A 26399-nucleotide genomic window follows, 5' to 3' on the forward strand; every position below is an offset into this window, starting at 1 on the left:
CGAGCGGTAGAGAAACCGATGAGCGACCCGCAGAACCTTCCCGCCACCGCCAACGCCCGCATCTCGCCGCGCGGTGGCCTGGACATCCTTTCCCGCGACGAGGTGGCGCGCCTGCGTGACGCCTCCACCGGCGGCCAGCGCGACCTGCTGCGCCGCTGCGCCCTGGCGGTGCTGACCACCGGCAGCGACTCCGACGACCCGCGCGCCGCGTCCCTGCGTTATCCCGACTTCGACATCGAGGTGCAGCAGCAGGACCGCGGCATCAAGATCGAACTGCGCAACGCGCCGGCCTCGGCCTTCGTGGACGGCGAGATCATCCGCGGCATCGCCGAGAACCTGTTCGCGGTGGTGCGCGACATCGCCTACAACGCCAACGAAGTGCACGGCAGCGGCAAGTTCGACCTTGGTACGTCGGCCGGCATGACCAGCGCCGTGTTCGAGATCCTGCGCAACGCCCGCGTGATGAAGTCCTACCAGGACCCGAGCCTGGTGGTGTGCTGGGGCGGCCACTCGATCAACCGCGACGAATACCTGTACACCAAGAAGGTCGGCTACGAGCTCGGCCTGCGCGGCCTGGACATCTGCACCGGCTGCGGCCCGGGCGCGATGAAGGGGCCGATGAAGGGCGCCACCATCGCCCATGCCAAACAACGGCACTGGAAGCCGCGCTACATCGGCATCACCGAGCCCGGCATCATCGCGGCCGAATCGCCGAACCCGATCGTCAACCACCTGGTGATCATGCCGGACATCGAGAAGCGCCTGGAGGCTTTCGTCCGGCTCGGCCACGGCATCATCGTGTTCCCGGGCGGCGTCGGCACGGCCGAGGAGATCCTCTACCTGCTGGGCCTGCTGCTGCACCCGGACAACGCCGAACTGCCGTTCCCGCTGATCCTGACGGGGCCGCGCGAATCGGCCGCCTATTTCGAGCAGATCGACCAGTTCCTGCGCCTGACCTGGGCGAGGCGGCGACGCCGCGCTACCGCATCATCGTCGATGATCCGGCCGAGGTCGCCCAGGCCATGCGCCAGGGCCTCAAGCGGGTGCGTGAGCACCGGCTGAAAGAACAGGACGCCTTCTTCTTCAACTGGTCGCTGCACCTGCCGGAAGAGTTCCAACTTCCGTTCGCGCCCACCCATGCAGCGATGGCGGGCCTGAACCTGCACCGCGAACAACCGGCGCACCTGCTGGCCGCCGACCTGCGGCGCGCGTTTTCGGGCATCGTCGCCGGCAACGTGAAGGAAGAGGGCATGCGCGAGATCGAACGCCACGGCCCCTTCACCATCGACGGCGACAAGGACATCATGCGGGCCCTCGACGGCCTGCTGAATGCCTTCGTCGAGCAGCGGCGGATGAAGATCGCCGGCACCTACAAGCCGTGTTACCGGGTGGTCGGGGGCTGACCAGTGGTTTGTGCCGGCAGCGTGATGGTAGCCACGTAACGGCCGCCCGCGACCTCGGTGTCCAGATGCCCCCGTCCCTGGCTGAGAGCCAGGATGCGCTCCCGGGCCGAGATCAACCCCACCTGATGCCCGCTGGCGGGCTGCTTGCCGCCGCTGGGCAGGTCGTTGCGGATGATTATCCGGACCGTGTCCGCATCAAGCAGCACGGTAACGTCGACCGCACCGCCGTTTGCTGAGGGCTCGACACCATGCCGTATCGCATTCTCGACCAGGGGCTGGATGGACAGGGTTGGGACCAGGACGTCCGGGAGCGTGTCCGGAAGTTGCCAGTGCAGCCGCAGTCGCGTGCCGAAACGCAGCGCCTCGATTTCGAGGTAGCGCTGTGCCAACGCCAGTTCGTCTTTCAGCGGGATTTCACGCGGACCCGAAAGCGCTGCGCGGAACAGGTCTGCCAGGTCCAGGAGCAGCCGTTCGGCTTCCCGGGCCTTGCATGCACTAGCGCCGCCCCGGTATTGAGCGTGTTGAACAGGAAGTGGGGACGGATCCTGGCCTGCAGGGCATCCAGTTCAGACTGTTTCGCGCGCAAGGCATGGAGCCGTCCCCGCCAGTAGTTGTCGAAAGCAGCCAGGCCCAGCAGACCGACCGTAAGCGAAATCCCGGACGTTCTAATGCCCAGGTTCCACCAGTCCGCGTCCGAGTCGAGCAGGGCCGTATCGAAAAAGGCGTGCGCCACAGCTGTGATCAACCAGCAATAGAGCAGGGCGACCAAGAGGGCGATCGCTGCGACGCGCTGCGGGGGAGGCGGTTGAGGGAATGCTTGGCCGCGTAGAGCGTTCCTAGCGTCAACAGAGCCATCCATTGGATCCATAGCGAGGCCAACCCGAAATAGACCCATCTGTCCTGGCTGAGGCCGGGTGCCAGGGCGAGTACGGCCGCCAGCCCTCGCCGCCAGTCACGACCCAAATGATGGCGCCAGCTTGCCAGAGGGCGTCCAGTGGGCGGTCGGGGGTGGGGCGTGTTGGGGTGTCATTCCGCGGGAGTGGGTCTCGGGGTACCACCATCATGCCCGCAATCCATGGCATTCGCCTCGTCGACCACCGCCTGGTCCGGCTTCAGGGCCGTTCGTCGGCAGGCGTTGGCACGCATGGCCGGGTTGGCGCTAACGTGGCCAAGCAAGTTCCGAGGGAAGGGCTTATGGGACGCATCGAATCTACCCAGCGACACGCTAGGGGTTGGACGGGGGCTCCGGTCCGCCGGCTTCACCCTGGTTGAGCTCATGATCACCATCGCGGTACTGGCAGTCGTGCTGGCCGTGGCGGTTCCCAGCTTCCAGGGGGTGATCAACCGCAACCGGCTGGTATCCGCTGCCAATGAAGCGGTCGGCGTGCTCCAGATCGCACGCATGGAGGCAATCCGCAGGAACGCCCGGGTCGAAATCTGCCCCAGCACCAATGGTGCCGCCTGCAGTGGTTCCAACTGGGCCCGGATGATCGTGCGCGTGGCCAGTTCTGGCGAGGTGGTGCGGGACGTCCAGGTTGTCGGGCAGGGAATTTCGGTCAAGGGCAGCGAGAATGCCGCGACCAATAACCGGATCGCCTTCAGCTCAGACGGCTTCGCCCGGGTCGGAAGCGGCACCGCCACCAGTGGCGGCCTGTCGGTGTGTTCCTCAAAGCTTCCTGATGCCGAGAACACCCGTGATGTCCTTGTGGCGGTCAGCCGGGTCAGCGTGACCGCGCGCAACGGAACTGCTGCCTGCACGGCCGCGGACGATTGAGGGACTGCCTAATGAAACCATCCACGTACTCCACTGGCATGCGGGCAGAACAGGCGGGCGCCAGCCTGCTTGAAGTATTGATCGCAGTGCTCATCCTGGCGATCGGTATGTTGGGTATAGCCGCGCTGCAGGCCATGACTCTCAAGAACACCCGGGGCGCAGCGGAGCGCACCACGGCGGTGATCCAGAGCTACGCGATGATGGACATGCTGCGTGCCAATCGCGGTGCTGCCGTCGCCGGCAACTACAACCAGGGTTATCTGTGCGAAGCACCTGAGGACCCGGCCGCCAGCCAGATTGCTGGCGATATGGACCGCTGGATCGCCCAATTGCAGCAATCGATGGGGCCGACTGCCTGCGGACGCATCACCTGCGGCGCCCAGACCTGCACCATCGGCATACGCTGGAACGACGAACGCGCGTCTGGCGGCGAGGCTATTCAGGAACTGACCACCGTGACCAGGCTCTGACCATGCGAACCAAACATCTGACCAGCAGCGGCAATCGCGGACGCCAGGCCGGGTTCTCGCTCATCGAGCTGATGATCGCCCTCATCCTCGGTCTGCTTGTGGCCGCAGCCGCCGGTGGCGTCTTCATCTCCAACAAACGGGTCTACAACGCGACGGAAACCCCTGGGGGCGCATCCAGGAGAACACGCGCGTTGCGTTTGAACTGATGTCGCGCGATCTGCGCGAGGCGGGTGGCAATCCGTGCGCATCCACTGTCATTACGGTCAACCAGATGTCGTCCGGCGGCAACAACTGGTGGCAGAACTACGGTAACGGCATCACCGGGTACGGTGGTGCCGATGCCATGCCCGGGACCGCGACCGGCACGGGTGTCGCGGAGCGCGTGGCCGGCACCGACGCAGTGGATGTCCACATGGCCCGGGCCGGCGATATCCGGGTCACGTCCCACACCAACCCGAGCGCAGTCCTGGATGTGACCAGCACCACGGGCCTGGCGGATGGCGACGTCCTGGTCGTCTGCAACCTGGACTATGCTTTTATCTTCCAGGCGACCGCATTGCCTTCGGGCACTTCGATCCAGCACAACAGCGGCACCAGCCTCAACTGCGCGCAGGAATTCCAGTTCGAGGACCCGTGCGTCGCGGGCGGCGCCAGCGGCGACAATGGCTACTGCTTCGCACCGGGCACCCCGCCTATCAATCCCAACTGCGAAGAGTCCAGCGACACGCCCGCCTACGTGGCCCGGGTCGGGACCTTCCGCTGGTATGTGGGCAATAACGCCCGTGGTGGTACTTCGCTATATCGGGTGGAACTCGCCAATCAGTCCGACACCGCCATCCCGGACACGGTGCTCTCCCAGGTGGAAGTGGTCGAAGGCGTCGAGGGCATGGAAGTCACCTATCTCGAGGCGGGCGAAACCAACTACGGCGCACCAGGCACGGTGGCTGACTGGGGCCGAGTGGTGGCGACGCGGGTCCAGTTGACCTTGACCGGTACCGAAGGCGCGCTGACCGAACGGGAAATCGAGGGTGTCGACGGCGATGCCTTGAGCAGGGTCATGACCCATGTGGTGACCTTGCGCAACAGGGAGAATCTGCTGTGAAGACGACAGCTCTTGCCGGCCGCCGGACCCAGGCGGGCGTAACCTTGGTGATCGTGCTCTTGCTGTTGCTGGTCATTACCTTGCTGGGCCTGGCGTCCATGCGTGGCGCCGTGCTCCAGGAGCGCATGAGCGGCAACGCATGGTTCCGCAGCGAAGCCTTTCAAGGGGCGGAAGCCGTCCTGCGCGAGGCGGAGTCCAACCTTGCGGTCGGTGGCCGTCCGACCGGCGTCCCGGCATCAGGCTGCAGTAGCGGCCTGTGCGCCATGCCGGTCAATGGCGAAGCTTCCGCCTGGGAGGTGGATGATTTCTGGACCTCGGGCAGCGGATTCGCCACTTCGAACCTGGAAACATCGGAGATCATGCAGCGTTACGTGATCGAAGACATGGGTGACGGGCGTGGCGAGTCCGAGGGCTGCACCAGCGACATCGACCTGTCGGCGCCGGAGTGCACAGCCGCTGGCGCCAGCGCGCGCAACTACCGAATCACGGCTTTCAGCCGATTGTCCAATGGAGCCGAGGTCATGCTCCAGTCCACGTTCCAGTTGCCGTAAGGCAGGTGATCACCATGAACAGCCATCCGATCCTTCGGGCGCGCATCAAGCCTCTTGCGGTTGCGGCCGCGTTTGTTGCGACCTTGTTCGCGCTGCCCGTCACGTCGGTGATGGCACAGAGCTTCCCGCAGTACCCGCTTCAGACGGGTGCGGGCGATGTCGAGCCGAACATCATGTTCATCCTCGATGATTCGGGGTCCATGGCATTCGATGAGATGCCTAATCCCGATATCCCGAGCATCTGCCGCCGAAGCGGCTCCAACTGCACCAACCCTGCCCACAACATCACGCAGCAGGCATTCCCGGGCAATTCCGTCTACTACAATCCGCAGACGGAATACGACCCATGGCTGAATTCCACCGGCAGCCCCATGACTGGAGGCACCACATTCACGTCGGTGTATGCCTCTTTCAATCATGCCGGCCCCGGCGCTTCTGGCGGTGAAAGCGATCTGGTGAACCTTTCCGACCCGAGCAGCTGCGAGAGCTACCGGGTGAATAGCGGCAGCGCCAACACCACCATCTGCGGTGGTACCCAGACCTTCTTCGCCCCGAAGAACCCGGATCCGGCGGTGCATACGGACGCCTATCTCGCCAATTCGAACAACTATTACCGCTATCAGATCCGCACGGTCAGCGGTTCCACGCAGTTCGTGCGCAGCGAGTTGGCGAATAGCGGCGCGGCCGGCTCGGTTGCCGGCCCGGCGAATTCGAACACCGTACGGGATTTCAATGGGGTCGACGAAAACGACACCGAGACGACCACCATCAATCTCACCGATGGCTGGTTCACGGCGGTGACCAGCTTCTACAGCGGTGGCGGTGGCAGCGGCAATCTGCGTCTGCGCGTATACGATGTCAACAGCGGCAACCTCGTCTGCGAGGCGGACACCAACAACGGCGTTGCCGAAACCTGCACGGCGCACGGGTTGTCCTCGGGTCCGTTCAGGTTCGAGCTTTACGTTGCCAACGGCTCGGGTAACCGCGATCTTGATAATGTCCGCCTCACGGTCACCAGTGGCGGCAATGGTTGCACTGCACCAAGTGGCGGCGTCTATTCCTGGCGGGGCTGCACCATCGCAGTGCCTGTCCGCTTCCCGAGTTCGGACAACCGAAGTGCCGCCGACGAGCTGATCAATTACGCCACCTGGTTCTCCTATCACCGTACGCGCATGAAGATCGCCAAGGCCGGCGCCAGCGCGGCATTCAATCAGCTGGGCGGGAACGTCCGCGTCGGTTTCCGTTCGCTGCACGAAAACAATAGCAACACGGACTACGATATCCCGGTGGGTGACGGCAACAACGGCAACTTCGAAGGCACGGCCCGGAGCGACTGGTTCGGCAAGCTGTTCAACGCCAGAGGGCAGTCGGGCACGCCGCTGCGTGCCGCATTGCAGTCGACGGGTGAGTACTTCACCCAGACCGGCGCCAGCGGCCCTTATGGCCCCGCCGCCGCCAACCAACTGGCCTGCCGGCAGAACTTCGCGATCCTGACCACCGACGGTTTCTGGAACGGCAGCCTCTCGACGTCCGTCGGCAATCAGGACGGCACCAGCGGCGCGTCCATCATCAACCACCGGTTGCCGTCGACCGATCCCAACTACGACGCCATCCGGTATACGCGGGCGCACCCGTACCAGGACGGTGCCGGCACGACCAACTACAGCAACACCTTGGCCGATGTCGCGATGAAGTACTGGAAGGAGGACCTGCGTACCGATCTGGACAATATCGTCCCGCCTGGTGCGGACAATCCCGCCTTCTGGCAGCACATGGTGACCTTCGGCATCTCGATCGGCCTCAAGGGCACGGTCGACCAGACGTCGGTGGCGCAGGTGCTGCAGGATGGCCGTCCGCGCATCAACGGCAGCAATGTCAACTGGCCGGATCCCACGGATACGGAAAACGCAGAGCGTATCGACGATCTGCTGCATGCGGCCGTGAACGGCCACGGCGAATTCATCGCGGCGACCAGCGCGGACCGCTTCCGCGATGCCCTGGTCGGTGTGCTCGGCCAGATCCAGTCGCGCCTCGCCTCGGGTTCGAACGTGGCGACCAACAGCACGACCTTCCAGTCCGATACCCGCATGTACCAGGCGACCTACACCAGCGGCATCTGGACCGGTGATCTGGTCGCGCGCGACGTGACGGAGGTCGGCGGAATCTCGGATACCGAGGTTTGGCGTGTCTCCGCCCGCATCCTGGCGACCTACGCGGACGGAAATACCAGCAACGACTACCACAATCGCAGCGTGTTCACGTGGAACGGCACGGCCGGTTCCAGCTTCCCCACCGGGACGCAATCCACGGCTTTGACGCGGGCTACGGGTTCCGCGGCTGTGACGGGAGCCGATAACGCAAGTTATATCAAGGGCGCACGCAGCCTGGAGGCGTCGAACGGCGGCTTGCTACGTAACCGCTCGTCGGTGCTCGGCGATATCATCAACTCGTCGCCGTTCTACGTCCGCGACAGCGAGACGATCTTCGTCGGCGCCAACGATGGCATGCTGCACGCCATCAATGCCCTCACCGGCGACGTCCGTTTCTCCTATGTCCCGGCGGGTGTGAACATGACCGCGCTGGCCTCGCTCAGTGATCCCGCCTACACCCACAATTTCTTCGTGGATGGTCCGGTGGCCGTGTCCGGCTCGCGCGTGGTTTCCGGCACCAACTACCTGGTCGGCACATTGGGCAGAGGCGGCAAGGGTGTCTTCGCGCTCAATGTCACCGCACCGGCCAGCATGGCGGACAGTGGGGTGTTGTGGGACAAGACGGCTGCCGTGGATGCCGACATGGGCTACGTGACCGGCTTGCCGCTGATCGTCAACGGAAACAACGACGAAGCGCTGGCGATCGTTCCCAACGGTATCGACAGCACCAACGGAAGCGCCGTGCTCTACGTCTACAACGTCGCCACCGGTGCCCAATTGGCCAAGATCGACACCGGGGCGACGGGCGGCAACGGCTTGGCTTCGCCCCGCGCGGCGGACTTGAATGCCGACGGCAAGGTGGACTACGTCTACGCGGGCGACCTGCAAGGTCACATCTGGAAGTTCGACTTCACGTCGAACGTCGCCACCAATTGGGCCGTGGCCCTGAGTGGGCAGCCCTTGTTCACCGCGACTGACAGTGGCGGGGCCGCGCAGCCGATCACAGGTGGCCTCGCCCTGGCCCGCGAGTCGACCTCGGACGAGATATGGGTCACGTTCGGTACTGGCAAGTTGATTTCCTCCGGAGACTTGTCCGATACCAGTGTCCAGACCATGTACGGCGTGATTGATGGTGACGTGCCGGTGGTGCGGGCTGACCTGACGGTTCGTACGATAGCTGCGGTGGGCATAGATTCCGCTGGCCGCCCTGCTCGCGCATTCGAGACGTTAGGAACTGCCGGCCGATTCCGATGGCTGGTTTGTGGACCTCGGCAACCCGACGCCGGGTGAGCGCGTGATCAGCGGCGCACGTGTCAGTGGTCGTGCAGTTATCATGTCGAGCGTCATTCCTTCCGCTGGCACGGGTTGCGAGGCCAGTGGTGGTGGTTACCTGAATGCACTCGATGTGTTCACGGGTACCAGCCCCACCGCCAGCGGTGGCGGCAGCGGCTCGTCGTCGTTCTTCGACGTCGACGGCGATGGAGCGGGTGGCGACGAGGGCATCACCGACTCTGGTGGTACTGGGCTGGTGGATGCCGATGGCAACCCACTGGTGGTCGGCTCGATCGATCTGGGCATCGGTATGCCGACCGAATCCAGCCAGATCGACGACCCTGGTGCTGGTCTGCGGTTCGGGTGGTGTTTGCGCTGAAGTGCCTGCCGCGCCGCAGGAAGGTGGTCCGGGTTCGCCGCGCCGCATGTCCTGGCGCGAACTGTTCGGAGGGGATTGATCCATGAGCAAGATTCGCGGCAAGACCAAGGGCTTCACCCTGATCGAGTTGATGATCGTCGTGGCGATCCTCGGCATTCTGGCGGCAATCGCCTACGCGTCGTATCAGAACAGCGTGATCAATTCGCGGCGGGCGGCTGCATCGGCTTGCCTCATGGAAATGGCGCAGTATATGGAGCGCGCGTACACGACTAACATCACCTACGTCTTGTCGGTGCAGCAGCAGGGTGCCATTTCCTCCCTGTCGTGCCAGGCTGATCTGGGTATTTTCTACACGTTCTCTCCCGGCGTCCCGACGGCCAGTGCCTATACGCTGGTGGCCACGGCACAGGGGCCGCAGCTCAAGGACACGAAGTGCGGCAATCTGAGCCTGAACCAGGCAGGTACCCGGTTGGTCAGTGGTACAGCGACACCAGCCGAATGCTGGTGAAAGGCCATCTCCTGAAACGAAAAAGGCTCGCAGCAATGCGAGCCTTTTCTTGGAATACCTGGCGCCCGAAGTTGGACTCGAACCAACGACCCCCTGATTAACAGTCAAGTGCTCTAACCGGCTGAGCTATTCGGGCGGGGATGGGCATTTTAAACATCCTGGCGGCCCGGTCAAGCCTCGGAGGGGTCAGGGGACGTAGGGACAAGGGCTGTCGGGCGCTTTGCCGGGCTGTGTACGGGCGCGTCCGGCCAGGTTGACCACCACATCGCCCAAGTGGTGCGGACCGCGATGCGAGCAGACACGGAGCGTGAGATTGTTGCCCCCGCTCAGCCCGGTAGGCTGATAGCGCACCCGGTGCCGGCCCGCGGTACTCCGTATCGCCAGCCTGCCGGTCCTCTCCGGTTCGTGCCACAGGACCGCACCAGCATCGCTTGGCTGTTTCTCCCTGTCTGGGTCGTAGTACACGATCCAACCCTGCTCCCACACCAAGTCGTCCCGGCAATACCTGCCATCGGCACTGGGGCAGACAGTCACCGCCATGCGGCGGCTGATGGCCGCCATGCGTGCACTCATCAGGGAGGTCGTCAACGTGTGGAAGGCATTCAGAGTGTCGGCCCGTTCCCGCAAGATAGCCATCGCAGGGATCCCAGCGACGAGCAGGGCTGACATGACCACGAGCGCCGCCACGAGCTCGACAATGCTGAATCCCCGGGGTGGCATGGGCATGTCGATATGGGCTCCTGGCGAGGGCCCCAATGTTCGGGAACCTTGCAGGGGCTGTGCATAGGTATTCTTCCGTCGCGGGCGTCAGGGTTGGCCCCGAAAGCATGCGGATGCCTCGCTATAATCGCCCGTTGGATTCCCCGAGCTCATATATGTCCGACCGTTTCGAACTCGTCGCGCCCTACCAGCCCGCCGGCGACCAGCCGCAGGCCATCCGGCGCCTGGTGGACGGATTCGAGGCCGGCCTGGCCCAGCAGACCCTGCTGGGTGTCACCGGCTCGGGCAAGACCTACACAATCGCCAACGTCATCGAGGCGGTGCAGAAGCCGACCCTGGTGCTGGCCCCGAACAAGACCCTGGCCGCCCAGCTCTACGGTGAGTTCAAGTCCTTCTTCCCGCACAACTCGGTCGAATACTTCGTCAGCTACTACGACTACTACCAGCCCGAGGCCTACATACCGTCGACCGACACCTTCATCGAGAAGGACAGCAACATCAACGAGCACATCGAACAGATGCGCCTGTCGGCGACCAAGGCCCTGCTGGAGCGACGCGACGCGGTGGTGGTGGCCAGCGTCTCGGCCATCTACGGCCTGGGCGACCCGAACGAGTACTTCCGGATGGTGCTGCACCTGGTCAAGGGCGACCGCATCGACCAGCGCGAGCTGATACGCCGCCTGACCGAGATGCAGTACAGCCGCAACGAGACCGAACTGGTGCGCGGCGCCTTCCGCGTGCGCGGCGAGACCATCGACGTGCACCCGGCAGAATCCGAGATCGAGGCCCTGAGGATCGAACTGTTCGACGGCGAGATCGAGAACGTCGCCCTGTTCGACCCGCTCACCGGCCACGTCTTCCGCAAGCTGCAGCGCTACACGCTTTACCCGAAGTCGCACTACGTCACCACGCGGCGCACGGTGCTGGACGCCATCGAGACCATCAAGGTCGAGTTCAGCGCCCGCATGGAGGAGCTTTACAAGGCCAACAAGCTGGTCGAGGCGCAACGCCTGCAGCAGCGCACCATGTACGACATCGAGATGATGGCCGAAGTGGGTTTCTGCTCGGGCATCGAGAATTACAGCCGGCACCTGACCGGGCAGATGCCGGGCGAACCGCCGCCCTGCCTGTTCGACTACCTGCCGCCGGACGCGCTGCTGGTGGTGGACGAATCGCATGTCACCGTCCCGCAGCTGGGCGCCATGTACAAAGGCGATCGTTCGCGCAAGGAAACCCTGGTGGAGTTCGGTTTCCGGCTGCCGTCGGCCCTGGACAACCGGCCGCTGAAGTTCGAGGAATGGGAGCGCCGCGCGCCGCGCAGCATCTTCGTCTCGGCCACGCCCGGAAAATACGAGATCGAGAAGTCCGGCGACCAGGTGGTCGAACTGCTCGTGCGACCCACCGGACTGATCGACCCGGAAGTCGAGATCCGCCCGGTCGCCACCCAGGTGGACGACGTGCTGTCCGAGATCCACGCACGCGTGAAGCTCGGCGACCGCGTGCTGATCACCACGCTGACCAAGAAGATGGCCGAGAACCTCACCGACTACCTGTCCGAACACGACGTGAAGGTACGCTACCTGCACAGCGACGTGGACACGGTGGAACGTGTCGAGATCATCCGCGACCTGCGCCTGGGCGTGTTCGACGTGCTGGTCGGCATCAACCTGTTGCGCGAGGGGCTGGACATGCCGGAGGTGTCGCTGGTGGCGATCCTGGACGCCGACAAGGAAGGTTTCCTGCGTTCCACCGGTTCGCTGATCCAGACCATCGGCCGCGCCGCCCGCAATGTGCGCGGCAAGGCCATCCTCTACGCCGACCGCATCACCAACTCGATGAAGGCCGCGATCGACGAAACCGACCGCCGCCGCCAGCGGCAGGTCGACTACAACCTAGAGCACGGCATCACGCCCACCAGCATCGTCCGTGCCGTCATGGACGTGATGGAAGGCGCCCGCAGCGAGCCCGATGACGCCCGGGGCCGCGGCAAGGCCCGCCGGGTGGCGGAGGAGGGCACCGACTACGCACTGCTTGACCCGACCCAGCTGGCGGCCCGGCTCAAGCAGCTCGAGGCCCGCATGCACAAACACGCCCAGGACCTGGAGTTCGAGGAAGCGGCCAAGGTCCGCGACGAGATCCACCGCCTCAGGACGCAGGGGTTGATGGCCTGAAAGGCCCATGGGACACGGTTCTCCGGCCGCGGCCCGGGCCGCCGTTGCCGCCGCTCTCGGTCCGTTGCTATACTTCGCGCCCCTTATGGGCGGTTAGCTCAGCGGTAGAGCACTACCTTGACATGGTAGGGGTCACAGGTTCGAAACCTGTACCGCCCACCATCCAGGCCAGGCACGACGTGCCGGCGGATGGTCCCAGAGGGTAAACAAGCGAAAGGCCACCCCAGCGGTGGCCTTTTTCGTTTCCGGCCCTCTGCCGGAACGCCCGGTCCTGCCGTGTAGTGCCTAGAGCCAATAGACACCTCTCCGGGCGGCATCAATCATGCCCCTGGATTCAAAACGAAGGCCTAGACGTCCCGGAGCCCGGTGGGTTCCGGTCGGACCCAACGACGGGCATTCGCCCCGGGAGGCTCGTGTCATGAAAGCAAGTCAGGCGTCATCCATCGGTTTTACCTTCGCGGTTTCCCTCCTCCTGTCTGCCCCCATGGTGCAGGCGGCAGAGGCTGCCGCCGCGCCGGCAGCCAGCGCCCCGGCCATCGACCCGACCTCGCTGGCGGCACTCGACCGGATGGGCGAAGCGCTTCGCGGACTGAAGCACTTCAGCCTGACCTCCGACACCACGCTCGAACTGGTGCTCGAGGACGGCCAGAAGATCGACCTGGATGGCACGGTCTCGTACAAGGTGGTCAAGCCGGACCAGCTCTTTGTCGAAATCAGGAGCGACCGCCGCCTGCGCGAGCTCTATTTCGACGGCAAGGACCTCACCATCAACTCGCCGCGCCTGGGGCTCTATGCCTCCACGCCGGTGGAAGCCCGGACCCTGGGCGAGTTCGTCGTCAATGCGGCGGAAAAATACGACATCAACTTCCCCTGGCGGACCTCTTCTACTGGGGTACCGACCTGGCGCCCAAGGACCTGATCCGTACCGGCACCCATGTCGGCAAGGTCACCTGGACGGGGTCGCGACCGACCATTACGCCTTCACCCAGGAAGGCGTGCACTGGCAGATATGGATCACGGAAGCGGACTCCTGCCCGTGAAGATGGTGATCACCAGCCAGGCCGATCCGGCGTTGCCGCAGTACCGTGCACGCCTGCAATGGGACACCAAGACGCCGGTGCTGGCGTCGGCGTTCAAGTTCACGCCCGCCAAGGACTCGCAGCGGATCGTGCTGGCTGCCGACGTGGCTTCGGCTGAAGTGGAAGGGGAGAACTGACATGGCTGCCAACATCTCGATGAAACTTCCGCTGATCGCCGCGGTGTGCCTGATCGGGGCAAGCCTCGCGGTTCCGTTCGAGTTCGCGGAAGCCGCCCGTGGCGGTGGCAACGCACGTGCCGGCGCCCAGACCAGCGTCAATCGCCCGGCCGCCAATACCAACCGCGGCGGCGGGTCCGCCCGGGCCAATACCTCGTCGTCCGGTGGCCGGAACGTCAACCGGAACACCAACGTCAACCAGAACGTGAACGTCAATGTAAACAACAATGGCAACCGCGACTGGGACAACGACTGCTGCGACAACGACTGGGACGACAACCCGCTCGCCAGGGCGGCGGTCGTGACGGGCACCATCGCGGCGATCGGATCGATCGTGCGCCAGCCGCCGGCGAACTGCGTGCCGGTCTCGCACCAGAACATCACCTACCAGCAGTGTGGTTCCACCTGGTACCAACCGCAGTATTCTGGCTCCAACGTCCAGTACATGGTGGTCAGTCCACCCTATTGACCATGATGAAAGCCCCCGCAGCGGCATTGGCCGCCCTGATGGCGATGTCGCTGCCCGGCGGGGTCCGGGCGTCGGAAACCAGCGTCTCCAGCACCAACGTGATGGACGAGGCGGACAAGGTCGCGCCCACGGATGAGGAAGGGAAGCGGAAGCCCGGCTTTGTCGTCCTGCCGATCCCGCTGTCCAACCCGGCCCTGGGCAGCGGCCTCGTCGTTGCCGGCGTTTCCTTCTACCAGCCCGAAGGCAGCCCGCGGCCCTGGATGACAGGCGCGGGCGTGTTGTGGACCGACAATGGCAGCCGCGGCGGCGGCGTGTTCCAGAAGGCCTACCTGGGCGGCGACAAGTACCGCGTCACGGGTTTTGCCGGCGGTGCCAACCTCAACCTCAATTTCTACGGCATCGGCGCCGACGATGCGGGTCGGGACTTTTCCATTCCGATCAACCAGAACGGACGCGTCGTGAAGATCGACGGCTTCCGCAAGGTGTGGGAGAACACCTACGTCGGCCTGAGGCTGCGCATGGCGACGATCACCACGTCCTTGCGCTTCGACGGTGACGTCCCCGATGTATTCGAGGGCTTGGCGCTGGAGCAGGAGTCGGACATCGGCGGCCCGGGCCTGCTGGCCCAGTACGACACCCGCGACAGCGAACTGTGGCCGGCCACGGGCAGCTACGCCAACCTGCAGGCGCAATGGGACCTGGACAGTTTCGGCAGCGACTACGGGTACGACAAACAGGAACTGAGCTACAACCGCTACATGAGCGTGACGGACAGCGCCGTGCTGGCGGTGCGTGGCTCGGTCTGTCGCGCCGGCGATGGCACGCCCTTCTTCGACCTGTGCCTGTTCGGCGCCTCGAACGACCTGCGCGGTTATGAATCGGGGCAATACCGCGACCGGGCATTGGCGGCAGTGCAGGCCGAGTACCGGTGGCGATTCACGCCACGCTGGGGTGCGGTGTTTTTGCCGGCGTCGGCAGCGTCGCGCCGACCCTCGGCGACCTGGCCGATTCGGTGACGCTGCCTTCCGGGGGCGCGGGCCTGCGGTTCCGCGCGTCGAAGACCTACAACATCAACATCAGCCTCGACTACGCCGTTGGCCGCGATTCCGAGGCCCTGTACTTCTACATCGGCGAGGCATTCTGAAACCGCGAAGGTCCGGAAGCCCACGCATGCCGCCGGAGGCCAGGACCTTCATGCACGGGTTTCACGAGCCGGCGCCGTCCTCGACCGCACGCCACACCCGCAGCAGGTTTTCGCCGAGGATCTTTCGGATGTCGGCTTCGGAATAGCCGCGGGCCTGCAGTCCGGCGACCAGGTTCGGGAAATCCGCCACCGACTTCAGCCCCGTCGGCAGGTTGCCGTTGACGCCATCGAAGTCCGAGCCGATGCCGACATGGTCGATGCCGACCAGCTTCACGCCATGGTCGATCTGGTCGAGCACGGCGTCGATCGGTGTTTCCCGCCTCGGGTGCGCGGCCTGCCAGGCAGCGCTGAAATCCGCTTCGCTCTGCACCGGCTTGCCTTCGGCCGCCAGTGCCTCGTTCCGGCGTCGCATCTCCGCCGCGGCGGTGAAATAGTCCTGCGTCTCTTTCGCCGCGGCCGGGTTGACGAAGGCATTGCCGAAGGCGACCTGGATCACGCCGCCTTTGGCCGCCACCTGCTTCGCCAGTTCATCGCTGATGTTGCGCTCGAAGCCCGGCGTGAAATGCCGGAACGCGGAATGCGAGGCGATCACCGGTACCTGGCTGAGCCGGACCGCATCGGCGACGGCTTCGTCCGACAGGTGCGAGACATCGACCATGATGCCGAGCCGGTTCATCTCCGCGACTACCTGCTCGCCGAAGGGGCTCAGCCCGTTCCATTTTTTGGTCGTGGTGTAGGACGAATCGCTGATGGCGTTGTTGGCGCTGTGGGTGAGGGTGATATAGCGGATGCCCCGGTCGAAGAAGAACTGGAGCTGCGCGAGGTCCTCGCCGATCGGCGCACCGTTCTCCATGCCCAGCGGCAGCAGCACGCGACCATCGGTGATGCCCTTTTCGACATCGCGCGGCGAGCGCAGCAGCGCGAACTTGTCCGGATGGCGCTGCACCAGCGCCTCGACCGCGTCGATCTGCTGGTTGGCGATGCCCCAGGCGGTATCGGCTTCGTCCTCGCCGGCCGAGGTGTAGATGGACATGAAGGCGACATCCAGCCCGCCGGCCCGTGCCTTGGGATCGAACTCGCGTTCGGCCGTGGCCATGCCGATGTCATGCCAGCGCTCCAGCAGCATGCCGGGTGCATCGATGTGGGTGTCGACGATGATGGCGTGCTGCGCGAGCTCGGTTGCCGGACGGGTCGCGTCGGCGAATGCCGGGCCCGCGGTCATCAAAACGATTGTCAGAGGAACCGAAAAGCCATTGCCGCGCATGCCTGTCTCCAGAATTCGTTGATGTCGTCCGGACCGATCGTCGTTGGTGCCGGGGTGTCAATGCAATACGCCGTGGCCGGTCGTCCCGTCGAGCCGTGTCAGGGCGCCGTCATCCGGTGCCTGCGCAAGCGCTCGTAGACCGGACGGCAGGCGTCCGCGACTTCGGCGGCCGCGCCGGTCAGGTCGGTTTCCCGAGCGCGCCAGGGTTCGAAGCCCGTGGACTTCCAGACCGCGTCGTACCAATGGGGTGCCCAGATGCCGTCGCTGTCCCGCGGTCCTGCCGGCCAGGCCAGCATTCGGGGCGCTGTGAAGTCGATGCCCAGCCGTGTACACAGCGCACGCAGGTGCGCCTCGGGCGCCTGCAGGAAATCACCGGCGTCGATCACGGGCGGCGCTTCGCCCAGGCGGTCACTGAGCTGGTCGAACAGCCGGCCCTGCTGCGGCAGGCCGATGTCTTCCGGCGTCACCGTGGCGCGGGACTTCAGATAGGACGCCACCACTTCACTCGGGTCGCGGACCAGGAACACGTTCGTCAGCCCGAAGATCCAGTCTGTCGCCATGTCCGGCAGCAGGTGGTGGCTCATGTGCTTCTGGTACCAGACCGGGCGGCCACCGGGAATCGGGCCGGTCATCGTCGCGACGACCTTGCGCCAGTCGGTTTCACCGTCCGCGATCACCTCGTCGCGCCCGGGATGGTCCAGCCCGGTCGCGGCCAGGTAGGCGGCATAGAGCGGCTCGTCGCTGACGACGCAGTCCTCTCGGTTCTCCCAGGCCCGCATCATCGCCGTGGAAATGTTGCGCGGGCCGCTCCACATCGCGATCCGCAGGCCGCTCATGCCAGGCGCTCCGCGGCGCGCAGCATGACGTCGCGCTGCACCAGTTCGCGATACAGGCCCTGCAGTCGCGCCACCATCGGCCCCGGCTGGCCGTCGCCGATCTCCCGTCCGTCGATGGAACGTACCGGCACCACGCCGGCGAAGGTGCCGGTGGTGAAGGCCTCTTCGGCCGAATAGGCCTGGGCCAGGGTGAAGTTCTTCTCGAAGCAGGGGATGCCAGCCTCGCGGCAGACCCGCAACACGTTGGAACGGGTGATGCCGGCCAGGCAGTAGTCGCCGGTGGAGGTCCACACCTCGCCCTTGCGCACGATGAAGAAATGGGTCGAATTGCAGGTGGCGACGAAGCCGTGCGGATCCAGCATCAGCGCTTCGTCGGCGCCAGCGGTATAGGCCTGGATGCAGGCGGTGATGCAGTTGAGCTTGCTGTGGCTGTTGAGCTTGGGATCCTGCACGTCCGGATAACCCCGGCGCACGTGCGCGGTGAACAGGGTCAGGCCGGTCGCGACGGTCTCGGGCTTGGCGGTCTTGAACTCGGGGATGATCACCACGGTGGCCGGGCCCACGGTCACGCGCGGGTCCTGGTAGGGCGTGCGCTTCACGCCGCGGGTCACCATCAGGCGCAGGTGCACGCCGTCGTGCATGCCGTTGGCGGCCAGGGTCTCGTGGATGGCGCGGGTCAGGCCGGCGCGGTCCAGACCGATGTCCATGGCGATCGCCTTGGCGCCCTCGAACAGCCGGTCCAGGTGCTCGTCCAGGAACACCGGCTGCCCGGAGACCACCCGCAGCCCCTCCCAGACGCCGTCGCCCAGCACGAAGCCGCTGTCGAACACCGACACCGTGGCCTCGGCCCGGGGTTTGAGCTGGCCGTTGATCCAGATGCGGATGTCCGCGTTGCGCGGGTCGTCGTGGAAGTCGTGGATGCTCTGCGCCATGTGCGGATTTCCGGTGGGCCTGGGTCGGAGTCTAGCCGGAAACGCCTGAATTCATTGACTTTCGACCGTCCCGGCCCTACCTTTGCACCGTCAACGGCTGAAACAAGGTGGCCCCGGGAAACCGGCGCCGAGCGTGCGACATGAGCACTACCGCCCTTCACTGATCGCGCCGACCAGGTCCCGCATCCGCGAAGGGCGCCTGGCGCCCTTTTTTATTGCCGCGAAGAGCGACCCCACCCCGGCCCTGCCCTGTGAACAGGGGAGGGAGACAAGCCAAGAGCCCCATGATCAACATCACGCTACCCGACGGCAGCCGCCGCCCGTTCGAACATCCCGTCACCGTCGCCGACGTCGCCCTGTCCATCGGGCCCGGCCTGGCCAAGGCCGCGCTCGGCGGCAAGGTGGACGGCAAGCTGGTGGACGCCAGCTTCCGCATCGACCATGACGCCTCGCTCGAGATCGTCACCGACAAACATCCCGACGCCCTCGACGTGCTGCGCCACTCCACCGCGCACCTGCTGGCCCAGGCCGTGCAGCGCCTGTTCCCGGGCGCCCAGGTCACCATCGGCCCGGTCATCGACAACGGCTTCTACTACGACTTCGCCTACGAGCGTCCGTTCACGCCCGAGGACCTGCCGGCGATAGAGGCCGAGATGCAGAAGATCGTGAAAGAGGCGCTGCCGGTCACCCGCAGCGTGAAGTCGCGCGACGAGGCCGTGGCCTTCTTCAAGGGCATGGGCGAGCACTACAAGGCCGAGATCATCGAATCGATCCCGGCCAACGAGGACCTGTCGCTGTACTCGCAGGGCGAGTTCACCGACCTGTGCCGCGGCCCGCACGTGCCGGGCACCGACAAGCTGCGCGCCTTCAAGCTGATGAAGGTCGCGGGCGCCTACTGGCGCGGCGACCACAACAACCAGATGCTCAGCCGCATCTACGGCACCGCCTGGCTGAACGACAAGGACCTCAAGGCCTACCTCACCCAGCTTGAGGAAGCCGAGAAGCGCGACCACCGCAAGATCGCCAAACAGCTCGACCTGTTCCACCTGCAGGAGGAAGCACCGGGCCTGGTGTTCTGGCATCCGAAGGGCTGGGAGCTCTGGCAGGTGGTCGAGCAGTACATGCGCAAGGTCTACCGCGCCTCCGGCTACCAGGAAGTGCGTTGCCCGCAGATCCTGGACGTGTCCCTGTGGAAGAAGTCCGGCCACTGGGACAACTACAAGGAAAACATGTTCTTCACCGAGTCGGAGAAGCGCACTTACGCGCTCAAGCCGATGAACTGCCCGGGCCACGTGCAGGTGTTCAACCAGGGCCTGCACAGCTACCGCGACCTGCCGATCCGCTACGGCGAATTCGGCGCCTGCCACCGCAACGAGCCCTCGGGCGCGCTGCACGGCATCCTGCGCGTGCGCGGCTTCACCCAGGACGACGGCCACGTGTTCTGCACCGAGGACCAGATCGAGTCCGAGGTCACCGCCTTCCACCGGCAGGCGCTGAAGGTGTACGAGGACTTCGGCTTCCAGGACGTGCAGATCAAGATCGCCCTGCGCCCGGAATCGCGCCTGGGCGACGACGCCACCTGGGACAAGGCCGAGGCCGCCCTGCGCGCCGCCCTGTCGGCCTGCGGCGTGGCCTGGGAGGAGCTGCCGGGCGAGGGCGCCTTCTACGGCCCGAAGATCGAATACCACCTCAAGGACGCCATCGGCCGGACCTGGCAGCTGGGCACCATGCAGGTGGATTTCATGATGCCGGCCCGCCTGGGCGCCGAATACGTGGACGAAAGCTCGACCAAGCGCCATCCGGTCATGCTGCACCGGGCCATCGTGGGGTCCATGGAGCGTTTCATCGGCATCCTGGTCGAGAACCACGCCGGCGCCTTCCCGGCCTGGCTGGCCCCGGTGCAGGCGGTGGTCATGAACATCACCGACGCCCAGGCCGACTGGGTCGAAACGGTCCGGAAAACCCTTGAGAATCAAGGCTTCCGGGTCAAGGCCGATTTGCGGAACGAGAAGATCGGCTATAAGATCCGCGAGCACACGCTGCAAAAGATCCCGTACCTGCTGGTGGTTGGCGACCGCGAGAAGGAAAATGGGATGATTGCAGTGCGCACGCGGTCCGGGGAGGACCTGGGCTCGATGGCCCTCGAAGACTTCACCACCCGGCTGCGCACGGAGAATGGCCCGGTCGCCTGATGCAGGCGGCCGGTTCGGTTTAACTACATAGGAACACGCGAATCAATACTTCATCTTCTGACAAAGGCAACCGCAAGAACCTCGAAATCCGGGTCCCGCGCGTGCGCGTGATCGGCCTGGACGGCGAGATGGTCGGTGTGCTGACGCGCGACGAAGCGCTCGCGCTGGCCGAGGAATCCGGCGTGGATCTGGTGGAAATCCAGCCGACCGCGGATCCGCCGGTCTGCCGCATCATGGATTACGGCAAGTACAAGTTCGACCTGCAGAAGAAGGCGAACGCCGCCAAGAAGAAGCAGAAGATCGTCGAGATCAAGGAACTCAAGTTCCGCCCGACCACCGACGACGGCGACTACAACATCAAGCTCCGCAACCTGCGCCGCTTATGGAAGAGGGCGACAAGGTCAAGGTCAACATCCGCTTCAAGGGCCGCGAGATGGCCCACCAGGAGCTCGGCCTGGAAATGGCCAAGCGCATCGAGCTCGACCTGGGCGAAGACGTGGTGATCGAACAGCGTCCCCGCCTGGAAGGCCGCCAGATGATCATGATGGTCGCGCCCAAGAAGAAGTGACCTGTAGGAGGGCCTTCAGGCCCGAAGCCCCTCGCCAAGCGCCCGGTAGGAGGGCCTTCAGGCCCGAAGCCCTTCGCCAAGAGCTCGGGCCTGAAGGCCCTCCTACACAAAGCCTTGGTTTTCCTGCATAATTCGCGGCCCACCGGGATTCCGGTGGGTCCCCGGTGCGGTTCCCGGGCCCAGTACATCGGGCAGAACCGTCATGGACCTGTCATAGATTCTTAGCGGAATCAAAGACTTACAAGCCGGCAAGGGCAGGACGGAAAGTGTGGCGCAAGCCACCGCCCAGGCCAGTAACTAAAAAACCCCAAAGGGACGACCATGGCCAAGATCAAGATCAAGACCAATCGGGCGGCCGCCAAGCGCTTCCGGAAGACCGCTTCCGGCAAGTACAAGGCTGGCCACGCCAACCGTAGCCATATCCTCACCAAGAAAGCGACCAAGCGTAAGCGCGGTCTTCGTGCCACGAACATCGTTCGTGCCGAGGATTCGGGCCGTCTGGACCGCATGCTTCCGTACCTCTGAGGAGATAAGAAATGGCACGAGTCAAGCGTGGTGTAACGGCGCGCCGCCGTCACAAGAAAATCATCAAGCTCGCGAAGGGTTACTACAACGCCCGTCGCAAGGTGTTCCGCGTTGCCAAGCAGGCCGTCACCAAGGCCCAGCAGTACGCGTACATCGGCCGCAAGCAGAAGAAGCGCCAGTTCCGCAGCCTGTGGATCGTCCGCATCAACGCGGCCGCCCGTCTGCACGGCCTGAGCTACAGCCGCTTCATGAATGGCCTGCTGAAGGCGAACGTCACCCTGGACCGCAAGGCCCTGGCCGACATCGCCATCCACGATCCGGCCGCCTTTGGCGCGATCGCCGAGCAGGCCAAGCGCGCTCTCGCGGCGTAAGGCACTGGCCCGCGGCGGTTCGCCGCACGCGGGCAAGACCAGAGTGGGGAAGGGCGAGAGTCCTTCCCCATTTTGTTTTCCGGGGCAACAAAACCTGGGTAGAGCATGTCCGACATCGAATCCCTGACCCGATCGGCCCTGGCCGAGATCGAATCCGCCGCCGGCCTGGACGCGCTGGACGCGCTGCGCGTCTCGCTGCTGGGCAAGTCCGGCAGCATCACCGGCCAGCTCAAGCAGCTCGGTGCGCTGGCGCCGGAACAGCGCAAGCTGGCGGGCGAAGCGGTGAACCGCGCCAAGGACACGCTGGCCGGCGCCCTGGCCGCGCGCAAGGCCGCGCTGGAAGACGCCGCGCTGGCCCAGCGCCTGGCCTCGGAACGCATCGACGTCACCCTGCCGGGCCGCGGCAATGCGCCGGGCAACCTGCATCCGGTTTCGCGCACACTCGAGCGCATCACCGACATCTTCGCGCGCCTGGGCTACCAGCTGGCCGACGGTCCCGAGATCGAGGACGACCACCACAATTTCGAGGCGCTGAACTTCCCGCCGCACCATCCGGCGCGCGCCATGCACGACACCTTCTACTTCCCGGACGGCCGCCTGCTGCGCACCCACACCTCCGGCGTGCAGGTGCGTTTCATGGGCGCGGCCGTTGCCGATAAAAGCGGGCCGCCGCTGCGCATGATCGCCGCCGGCAAGGTCTATCGCAGCGACAGCGACCAGACCCACACGCCGATGTTCCACCAGGTCGAAGGCCTGCTGGTGGACGAAACCTCCAGCTTCGCCGACCTCAAGGGCACGCTGGCCGAATTCGTGCGCGCTTTCTTCGAGCGCGATTTCGAGATGCGCTTCCGCCCGAGCTATTTTCCCTTCACCGAACCGTCGGCCGAAGTGGACATCGCCTGGCAGCAGCCCGACGGCAGCACGCGCTGGCTGGAAGTGCTGGGCTGCGGCATGGTGCACCCGAACGTGCTGCGCGCCTGTGGCATCGACCCGGAGAAGTACACCGGCTTCGCGTTCGGCCTGGGCGTGGAGCGTTTCGCCATGCTGCGCTACGGCGTCAACGACCTGCGCAGCTTCTTCGAGAATGACAGCCGTTTCCTGAGGCAGTTCGCATGAAGTTCCCCGAAAGCTGGCTGCGCGAGCACGTCACCGTTTCCGCCACGCGCGACGAACTGTCCGCGCGCCTGACCGCGATCGGCCTGGAGGTCGAAGACGCGCAGGTGATCGGCGAAGGCCTGGACGGCGTGGTCGTCGCGGAAATCCTGTCCTGCGAAAAACACCCCGAAGCCGACCGCCTGCAGGTCTGCCAGGTCGCCACCGGCGCCGGCACCGTGCAGATCGTCTGTGGTGCGCCGAACGCACGTCCGGGCCTGAAGGCGCCGCTGGCCACCGTCGGCGCCACGCTGCCGGGCGGCATCAACATCAAGGCCGCGAAGCTGCGCGGCGTGGATTCGCAGGGCATGTTGTGCTCGGCGAAAGAACTGGGCGTTGATCCGGATGCGTCCGGTCTGCTGGAGCTGCCGGCCGATGCGCCGGTGGGCGCGAAGCTGGCGGATTTCCTCGGCCTGCCCGACGCCAGCTTCGAACTCAAGCTCACGCCCAACCGCGCCGACTGCTTCAGCGTGCGCGGCGTGGCCTTCGACGTCGCCGCGGCGCTGGGCACCCAGGTGAACGCGCTGCAGATCCCCGAGGCCATCGTCTCCAGCCACGCCAGCGTCGCCGTGCAGTTGGACGCCGGTGCCGACTGCCCGCGCTTCTGCGGCCGCGTGGTCGAGGGCATGGACCCCGGCGCACGCACGCCGCTGTGGATGAGCGAGCGCCTGAAGCGTGCCGGCCTGCGTCCGATCAGCCCGCTGGTGGACATCACCAACTACGTGATGCTGGAACTCGGCCAACCGCTGCACGCCTTCGACGCCGACAAACTCACCGGCCCGATCGTGGTGCGCCACGCACACGCGGGCGAGACGCTGAAGCTGCTCGACGAACGCGAAGTCGTGCTGGACCCGGGTTTCCTGCTCGTCACCGACGCCGGCCGCGCGGTCGCGCTGGGCGGCGTGATGGGCGGCTGGGACACGCGCGTCACCGACAGCACCACCCGGGTGTTTTTCGAGGCCGCGCACTGGATCCCGAGCGCGATCATCGGCCGCGCCCGCAAGCTGGGCATGCACACCGACGCCGGCCACCGCTTCGAACGCGGCGTGGACCCGGAACTGCCGCGCTACGCGGTGGAGCGGGCGACCGCGCTGGCCTTGCAGATCATGGGCGGTCGCGCCGGCCCGATCACCGAAACCACTTTGCCCGAGCACCTGGCGCGCCCCGCCACCGTCACCCTGCGCCGCGAGCGCCTGGCCCGCGTGCTCGGCCTCACCGTGGCCGATGCCGAGGTCGAGCGCATCCTGCGCGCCCTGGGCATGCAGGTGGCGGCGATGCCCGGCGGCTGGTCGGTGATTCCGCCGACCCGGCGTTTCGACATCGCGATCGAGGAAGACCTGATCGAGGAAGTCGCCCGCATCCACGGCTACGACGCCATCCCCACCACCACGCCGACCGGCCAGGTGCGCCTGGTGGCGCCGAGTGAAACGAAGGTCGAGGAGCGCGTGCTGCGCCGCCAGCTGACCGGCCACGACTTCCTGGAGGCCATCAACTACGCCTTCGTGGACGCCGGCACCCTGGCCACCTGGCATCTCGAGGCCGGCGCCGTGGCCCTGGCCAACCCGCTCAGCGCCGACCTGGGCGTGATGCGCACCGCGCTGCTGCCCGGCCTGGTGGACGCGCTGGCGCGCAACCGCGCCCGCCAGCAGAGCCGCGTCCGCCTGTTCGAGCTGGGCAAGGTGTTCCACCTGGCCGACGGCACCGCCCCGCGCGAGACCCGCCGCATCGCCGCCGTAGCGACCGGCCCGCAGGCCGCCGAACAGTGGGCCGGCGAAGACCGCGATGTCGATTTCTACGACCTCAAGGCCGAGGTCGAGGGCCTGCTGGCCCTGGCCGGCGCCCGCGCCGAGTTCCGGCCCGACGACCGCGCCTTCGGCCACCCGGGGCGCAGCGCCTCGGTCTGGCGCGATGGCCGCGAGATCGGCTGGGTCGGCCACCTGCACCCCGGCCTGGCCCGTCGCCTGGACCTGGACGGCGAGGTGGTGGGCTTCGAGCTGGACCTGGAGCCCCTGGCTGAACGGGCCGTTCCACGCGCCGGCGAGCTTTCCCGGTTCCCGTCCGTCCGCCGGGATATCGCGCTCGTCGTGCCGGAATCGACCCCCTGGGCGGCCTGGAAACCAGCCTGCAGGCGGCCCTGGGGCCGCTGCTGCGCGAGGTCCGGCTGTTCGACCGGTACGTCGGCCCGGGCCTAGACGGCGGCTCAAAGAGTCTGGCTATGGGCTTGATTCTTCAGGACGTTTCACGCACCCTGACTGACCGCGACGCCGACCAGGCCGTCGCCACGGCCCTCGAGGCCCTGGCCAGGACTGCGGCGCGCGATTGAGGTCGTAACAAACGCCGGCAACGGCGTGAAACAGGGGTGGTAAATGGCATTGACCAAGGCCGAAATGGCTGAGCGCTTGTTCGAAGAAGTTGGTCTGAACAAGCGCGAGGCCAAAGAATTCGTGGACTCCTTCTTCGACGTGTTGAGGGAAGCGCTGGAGCGTGGGCAGCAGGTCAAGCTGTCGGGCTTCGGCAACTTCGATCTGCGCCAGAAGAACCAGCGTCCCGGCCGCAATCCCAAGACCGGTGAGGAGATCCCCATCTCCGCTCGCACCGTGGTCACCTTCCGCCCTGGCCAGAAGCTGAAGGAGCGCGTGGAGGCTTATGCTGGATCCGGGCAGTAACCGAGAACTTCCGCCGATCCCGGCGAAGCGCTACTTCACCATCGGTGAGGTCAGCGAGCTGTGCGACGTCAAGCCGCACGTGCTGCGTTACTGGGAGACCGAGTTCACCAGCCTCAAGCCGGTGAAGCGCCGCGGCAACCGCCGTTATTACCAGCGCCACGACGTGCTGATGATCCGGCAGATCCGCGGCCTGCTGTACGAACAGGGCTACACCATCTCCGGCGCCCGCCAGCGCCTGGAGGGCGAGGCCGGCCGGTCCGAGACCACAATGTCGGCCCAGATCGTCAAGCAGGTGCGCATGGAGCTGGAAGAAGTCCTGCAGCTGCTGCGCCGCTGAGGCGAAGTTTTCCGTATAATCGCCAGCCCGGCCCTGGCCGGGAAAACACGAATCGGGGCGTAGCGCAGCCTGGTAGCGCACTAGCATGGGGTGCTAGGGGTCGTGAGTTCGAATCTCACCGTCCCGACCAATTCGTCAGGCCTGTCCGGAACCCCACCGGAAGGCACCAAGAAGAAGCCCGCCAATCG

The 26399-nt window shown here is 65.5% G+C and carries 25 protein-coding genes, 3 tRNA genes and 4 pseudogenes; 25 read left to right on the forward strand and 7 right to left on the reverse strand.

The features are described 5' to 3' along the window. The first annotated feature begins 18 nt into the window (after nt 1-18). Nucleotides 19-1403 (forward strand): annotated as a pseudogene (ppnN, locus tag FRZ33_RS07270) (nucleotide 5'-monophosphate nucleosidase PpnN). On the opposite strand, the gene FRZ33_RS17445 reads toward ppnN, so the two are convergent. After that, complete coding sequence (locus FRZ33_RS17445; RefSeq protein ID WP_343195858.1) at nt 1382-1870, reverse strand: sensor histidine kinase; 489 nt, start codon at nt 1868-1870, stop codon at nt 1382-1384. The pseudogene ppnN and the gene FRZ33_RS17445 overlap by 22 nt on opposite strands. After that, nucleotides 1807-2172, reverse strand: a complete 366-nt coding sequence (locus tag FRZ33_RS17450; protein ID WP_343195848.1) for a sensor histidine kinase — start codon at nt 2170-2172, stop codon at nt 1807-1809. The genes FRZ33_RS17445 and FRZ33_RS17450 overlap by 64 nt, the downstream gene beginning before the upstream one ends. A gap of 375 nt (nt 2173-2547) precedes the next feature. Here FRZ33_RS17450 and FRZ33_RS07280 point away from each other — a divergent pair, with 375 nt between their 5' ends. The 8 genes from FRZ33_RS07280 (at nt 2548) to FRZ33_RS07315 (ending at nt 9609) form a co-directional block, all read left to right on the forward strand. Then, on the forward strand, nt 2548-3177 hold the full coding sequence (locus FRZ33_RS07280) for a GspH/FimT family pseudopilin (RefSeq protein ID WP_146910609.1): 630 nt from the start codon (nt 2548-2550) through the stop codon (nt 3175-3177). A gap of 11 nt (nt 3178-3188) precedes the next feature. After that, nucleotides 3189-3647 (forward strand): type IV pilus modification protein PilV, encoded by a 459-nt coding sequence (pilV, locus tag FRZ33_RS07285; protein WP_227977693.1) that lies wholly within the window; start codon nt 3189-3191, stop codon nt 3645-3647. Between the two features lie 2 nt (nt 3648-3649). Further along, nucleotides 3650-3853, forward strand: coding sequence for a PilW family protein (locus FRZ33_RS07290; RefSeq protein ID WP_146908748.1), 204 nt, complete (start codon nt 3650-3652; stop codon nt 3851-3853). Further along, a complete protein-coding gene (locus tag FRZ33_RS07295; protein WP_146908750.1) occupies nt 3853-4749 on the forward strand; it encodes a PilW family protein in 897 nt (298 codons plus the stop codon). Before FRZ33_RS07290 ends, FRZ33_RS07295 begins: the two co-directional genes overlap by 1 nt. A 47-nt stretch (nt 4750-4796) precedes the next feature. After that, nucleotides 4797-5300 (forward strand): pilus assembly PilX family protein, encoded by a 504-nt coding sequence (locus FRZ33_RS15145; RefSeq protein ID WP_425480630.1) that lies wholly within the window; start codon nt 4797-4799, stop codon nt 5298-5300. A gap of 14 nt (nt 5301-5314) precedes the next feature. Further along, the gene (locus FRZ33_RS07305; RefSeq protein WP_146908752.1) at nt 5315-8740 is read left to right on the forward strand and encodes a pilus assembly protein; all 3426 of its coding nucleotides are present in this window, start codon (nt 5315-5317) and stop codon (nt 8738-8740) included. Further along, complete coding sequence (locus tag FRZ33_RS07310) at nt 8712-9101, forward strand: hypothetical protein (RefSeq protein WP_146908753.1); 390 nt, start codon at nt 8712-8714, stop codon at nt 9099-9101. The genes FRZ33_RS07305 and FRZ33_RS07310 overlap by 29 nt, the downstream gene beginning before the upstream one ends. An 82-nt stretch (nt 9102-9183) precedes the next feature. Next, the gene (locus tag FRZ33_RS07315) at nt 9184-9609 is read left to right on the forward strand and encodes a type IV pilin protein (RefSeq protein WP_146908755.1); all 426 of its coding nucleotides are present in this window, start codon (nt 9184-9186) and stop codon (nt 9607-9609) included. A 59-nt stretch (nt 9610-9668) separates the two neighbouring features. On the opposite strand, the gene FRZ33_RS07320 is transcribed toward FRZ33_RS07315, so the two are convergent. Together FRZ33_RS07320 and FRZ33_RS17660 are read right to left on the reverse strand one after the other, a co-directional pair. Then, a tRNA-Asn gene (locus tag FRZ33_RS07320) sits at nt 9669-9745 on the reverse strand. Nucleotides 9746-9795: 50 nt separating this feature from the next. Beyond that, nucleotides 9796-10335 (reverse strand): GspH/FimT family pseudopilin, encoded by a 540-nt coding sequence (locus FRZ33_RS17660; RefSeq protein ID WP_146908757.1) that lies wholly within the window; start codon nt 10333-10335, stop codon nt 9796-9798. 149 nt (nt 10336-10484) lie between these two features. On the opposite strand from FRZ33_RS17660, the gene uvrB reads away from it, so the two are divergent. From uvrB to FRZ33_RS16875, 7 genes and pseudogenes are all read left to right on the forward strand, one after another. Beyond that, the gene (uvrB, locus tag FRZ33_RS07330; RefSeq protein WP_146908759.1) at nt 10485-12500 is read left to right on the forward strand and encodes an excinuclease ABC subunit UvrB; all 2016 of its coding nucleotides are present in this window, start codon (nt 10485-10487) and stop codon (nt 12498-12500) included. 87 nt (nt 12501-12587) lie between these two features. Beyond that, nucleotides 12588-12662, forward strand: a tRNA-Val gene (locus FRZ33_RS07335). 322 nt (nt 12663-12984) lie between these two features. Further along, a complete protein-coding gene (locus FRZ33_RS16865; protein WP_158637141.1) occupies nt 12985-13419 on the forward strand; it encodes a DUF2092 domain-containing protein in 435 nt (144 codons plus the stop codon). Further along, a pseudogene (locus FRZ33_RS16870) lies at nt 13340-13716 on the forward strand (DUF2092 domain-containing protein). Before FRZ33_RS16865 ends, FRZ33_RS16870 begins: the two are co-directional and overlap by 80 nt. Before the next feature lies 1 nt (nt 13717). Then, nucleotides 13718-14224, forward strand: coding sequence for a hypothetical protein (locus FRZ33_RS07355; protein WP_227977694.1), 507 nt, complete (start codon nt 13718-13720; stop codon nt 14222-14224). A gap of 5 nt (nt 14225-14229) precedes the next feature. After that, nucleotides 14230-15240: a BamA/TamA family outer membrane protein gene (locus FRZ33_RS07360; protein WP_158637144.1), complete on the forward strand. Its 1011-nt coding sequence runs from the start codon at nt 14230-14232 to the stop codon at nt 15238-15240. Next, nucleotides 15237-15368 (forward strand): hypothetical protein, encoded by a 132-nt coding sequence (locus FRZ33_RS16875; protein ID WP_265468552.1) that lies wholly within the window; start codon nt 15237-15239, stop codon nt 15366-15368. The genes FRZ33_RS07360 and FRZ33_RS16875 overlap by 4 nt, the downstream gene beginning before the upstream one ends. A 61-nt stretch (nt 15369-15429) precedes the next feature. Here FRZ33_RS16875 and FRZ33_RS07365 read toward each other — a convergent pair whose 3' ends face one another. The 3 genes from FRZ33_RS07365 to FRZ33_RS07375 all read right to left on the reverse strand — a co-directional run bounded on the left by FRZ33_RS07365 (nt 15430) and on the right by FRZ33_RS07375 (nt 18400). After that, nucleotides 15430-16590 carry a dipeptidase gene (locus FRZ33_RS07365; RefSeq protein ID WP_158637145.1) on the reverse strand — a complete coding sequence of 387 codons (1161 nt, stop codon included), beginning with the start codon at nt 16588-16590 and terminating at the stop codon, nt 15430-15432. Nucleotides 16591-16730: 140 nt separating this feature from the next. Further along, nucleotides 16731-17468 carry a sulfotransferase-like domain-containing protein gene (locus FRZ33_RS07370; RefSeq protein ID WP_146908769.1) on the reverse strand — a complete coding sequence of 246 codons (738 nt, stop codon included), beginning with the start codon at nt 17466-17468 and terminating at the stop codon, nt 16731-16733. Beyond that, nucleotides 17465-18400 (reverse strand): aminotransferase class IV, encoded by a 936-nt coding sequence (locus FRZ33_RS07375; protein ID WP_146908771.1) that lies wholly within the window; start codon nt 18398-18400, stop codon nt 17465-17467. Before FRZ33_RS07375 ends, FRZ33_RS07370 begins: the two co-directional genes overlap by 4 nt. A 284-nt stretch (nt 18401-18684) precedes the next feature. Between FRZ33_RS07375 and thrS the strand changes: the two genes are divergently transcribed. From thrS to FRZ33_RS07420, 9 genes and pseudogenes are all read left to right on the forward strand, one after another. Then, a complete protein-coding gene (gene thrS, locus FRZ33_RS07380; RefSeq protein ID WP_146908773.1) occupies nt 18685-20592 on the forward strand; it encodes a threonine--tRNA ligase in 1908 nt (635 codons plus the stop codon). A 107-nt stretch (nt 20593-20699) separates the two neighbouring features. Next, nucleotides 20700-21160, forward strand: a pseudogene (gene infC, locus FRZ33_RS07385) (translation initiation factor IF-3). A gap of 321 nt (nt 21161-21481) precedes the next feature. After that, a complete protein-coding gene (gene rpmI / locus FRZ33_RS07390) occupies nt 21482-21685 on the forward strand; it encodes a 50S ribosomal protein L35 (protein WP_146908775.1) in 204 nt (67 codons plus the stop codon). A gap of 11 nt (nt 21686-21696) precedes the next feature. Further along, on the forward strand, nt 21697-22056 hold the full coding sequence (gene rplT / locus FRZ33_RS07395) for a 50S ribosomal protein L20 (protein ID WP_034210348.1): 360 nt from the start codon (nt 21697-21699) through the stop codon (nt 22054-22056). A 105-nt stretch (nt 22057-22161) separates the two neighbouring features. Further along, nucleotides 22162-23172 (forward strand): phenylalanine--tRNA ligase subunit alpha, encoded by a 1011-nt coding sequence (pheS, locus tag FRZ33_RS07400; RefSeq protein WP_146908777.1) that lies wholly within the window; start codon nt 22162-22164, stop codon nt 23170-23172. Next, nucleotides 23169-25531: pseudogene (pheT, locus tag FRZ33_RS07405) on the forward strand (phenylalanine--tRNA ligase subunit beta). Before pheS ends, pheT begins: the two are co-directional and overlap by 4 nt. A 43-nt stretch (nt 25532-25574) precedes the next feature. Beyond that, entirely contained in the window at nt 25575-25874 is a 300-nt protein-coding gene (locus FRZ33_RS07410) for an integration host factor subunit alpha (RefSeq protein WP_139448126.1), read from the forward strand. Further along, nucleotides 25855-26211, forward strand: coding sequence for a MerR family transcriptional regulator (locus FRZ33_RS07415; protein ID WP_146908779.1), 357 nt, complete (start codon nt 25855-25857; stop codon nt 26209-26211). The genes FRZ33_RS07410 and FRZ33_RS07415 overlap by 20 nt, the downstream gene beginning before the upstream one ends. 53 nt (nt 26212-26264) lie before the next feature. Beyond that, nucleotides 26265-26341: transfer RNA gene (locus FRZ33_RS07420), tRNA-Pro, on the forward strand. Nucleotides 26342-26399: the final 58 nt, after the last annotated feature.

The sequence above is a fragment of the Arenimonas daejeonensis genome (assembly GCF_007993735.1).
In the GTDB taxonomy this organism is placed as follows: domain Bacteria; phylum Pseudomonadota; class Gammaproteobacteria; order Xanthomonadales; family Xanthomonadaceae; genus Arenimonas; species Arenimonas daejeonensis.

What these genes read in the sequence shown, in the direction of transcription:
- FRZ33_RS07280 (WP_146910609.1), top strand. Translation starts at nt 2,548, where the DNA reads ATGGCCGGGTTGGCGCTAACGTGGCCAAGCAAGTTCCGAGGGAAGGGC.
- pilV (WP_227977693.1), top strand. Translation starts at nt 3,189, where the DNA reads ATGAAACCATCCACGTACTCCACTGGCATGCGGGCAGAACAGGCGGGC.
- FRZ33_RS07290 (WP_146908748.1), top strand. Translation starts at nt 3,650, where the DNA reads ATGCGAACCAAACATCTGACCAGCAGCGGCAATCGCGGACGCCAGGCC.
- FRZ33_RS07295 (WP_146908750.1), top strand. Translation starts at nt 3,853, where the DNA reads ATGTCGCGCGATCTGCGCGAGGCGGGTGGCAATCCGTGCGCATCCACT.
- FRZ33_RS07305 (WP_146908752.1), top strand. Translation starts at nt 5,315, where the DNA reads ATGAACAGCCATCCGATCCTTCGGGCGCGCATCAAGCCTCTTGCGGTT.
- FRZ33_RS07315 (WP_146908755.1), top strand. Translation starts at nt 9,184, where the DNA reads ATGAGCAAGATTCGCGGCAAGACCAAGGGCTTCACCCTGATCGAGTTG.
- FRZ33_RS17660 (WP_146908757.1), bottom strand. Translation starts at nt 10,335, where the DNA reads ATGCCCATGCCACCCCGGGGATTCAGCATTGTCGAGCTCGTGGCGGCG.
- uvrB (WP_146908759.1), top strand. Translation starts at nt 10,485, where the DNA reads ATGTCCGACCGTTTCGAACTCGTCGCGCCCTACCAGCCCGCCGGCGAC.
- FRZ33_RS16865 (WP_158637141.1), top strand. Translation starts at nt 12,985, where the DNA reads ATGGTGCAGGCGGCAGAGGCTGCCGCCGCGCCGGCAGCCAGCGCCCCG.
- FRZ33_RS07355 (WP_227977694.1), top strand. Translation starts at nt 13,718, where the DNA reads ATGGCTGCCAACATCTCGATGAAACTTCCGCTGATCGCCGCGGTGTGC.
- FRZ33_RS07360 (WP_158637144.1), top strand. Translation starts at nt 14,230, where the DNA reads ATGAAAGCCCCCGCAGCGGCATTGGCCGCCCTGATGGCGATGTCGCTG.
- FRZ33_RS07365 (WP_158637145.1), bottom strand. Translation starts at nt 16,590, where the DNA reads ATGACCGCGGGCCCGGCATTCGCCGACGCGACCCGTCCGGCAACCGAG.
- FRZ33_RS07370 (WP_146908769.1), bottom strand. Translation starts at nt 17,468, where the DNA reads ATGAGCGGCCTGCGGATCGCGATGTGGAGCGGCCCGCGCAACATTTCC.
- FRZ33_RS07375 (WP_146908771.1), bottom strand. Translation starts at nt 18,400, where the DNA reads ATGGCGCAGAGCATCCACGACTTCCACGACGACCCGCGCAACGCGGAC.
- thrS (WP_146908773.1), top strand. Translation starts at nt 18,685, where the DNA reads ATGATCAACATCACGCTACCCGACGGCAGCCGCCGCCCGTTCGAACAT.
- rpmI (WP_146908775.1), top strand. Translation starts at nt 21,482, where the DNA reads ATGGCCAAGATCAAGATCAAGACCAATCGGGCGGCCGCCAAGCGCTTC.
- rplT (WP_034210348.1), top strand. Translation starts at nt 21,697, where the DNA reads ATGGCACGAGTCAAGCGTGGTGTAACGGCGCGCCGCCGTCACAAGAAA.
- pheS (WP_146908777.1), top strand. Translation starts at nt 22,162, where the DNA reads ATGTCCGACATCGAATCCCTGACCCGATCGGCCCTGGCCGAGATCGAA.
- FRZ33_RS07410 (WP_139448126.1), top strand. Translation starts at nt 25,575, where the DNA reads ATGGCATTGACCAAGGCCGAAATGGCTGAGCGCTTGTTCGAAGAAGTT.
- FRZ33_RS07415 (WP_146908779.1), top strand. Translation starts at nt 25,855, where the DNA reads ATGCTGGATCCGGGCAGTAACCGAGAACTTCCGCCGATCCCGGCGAAG.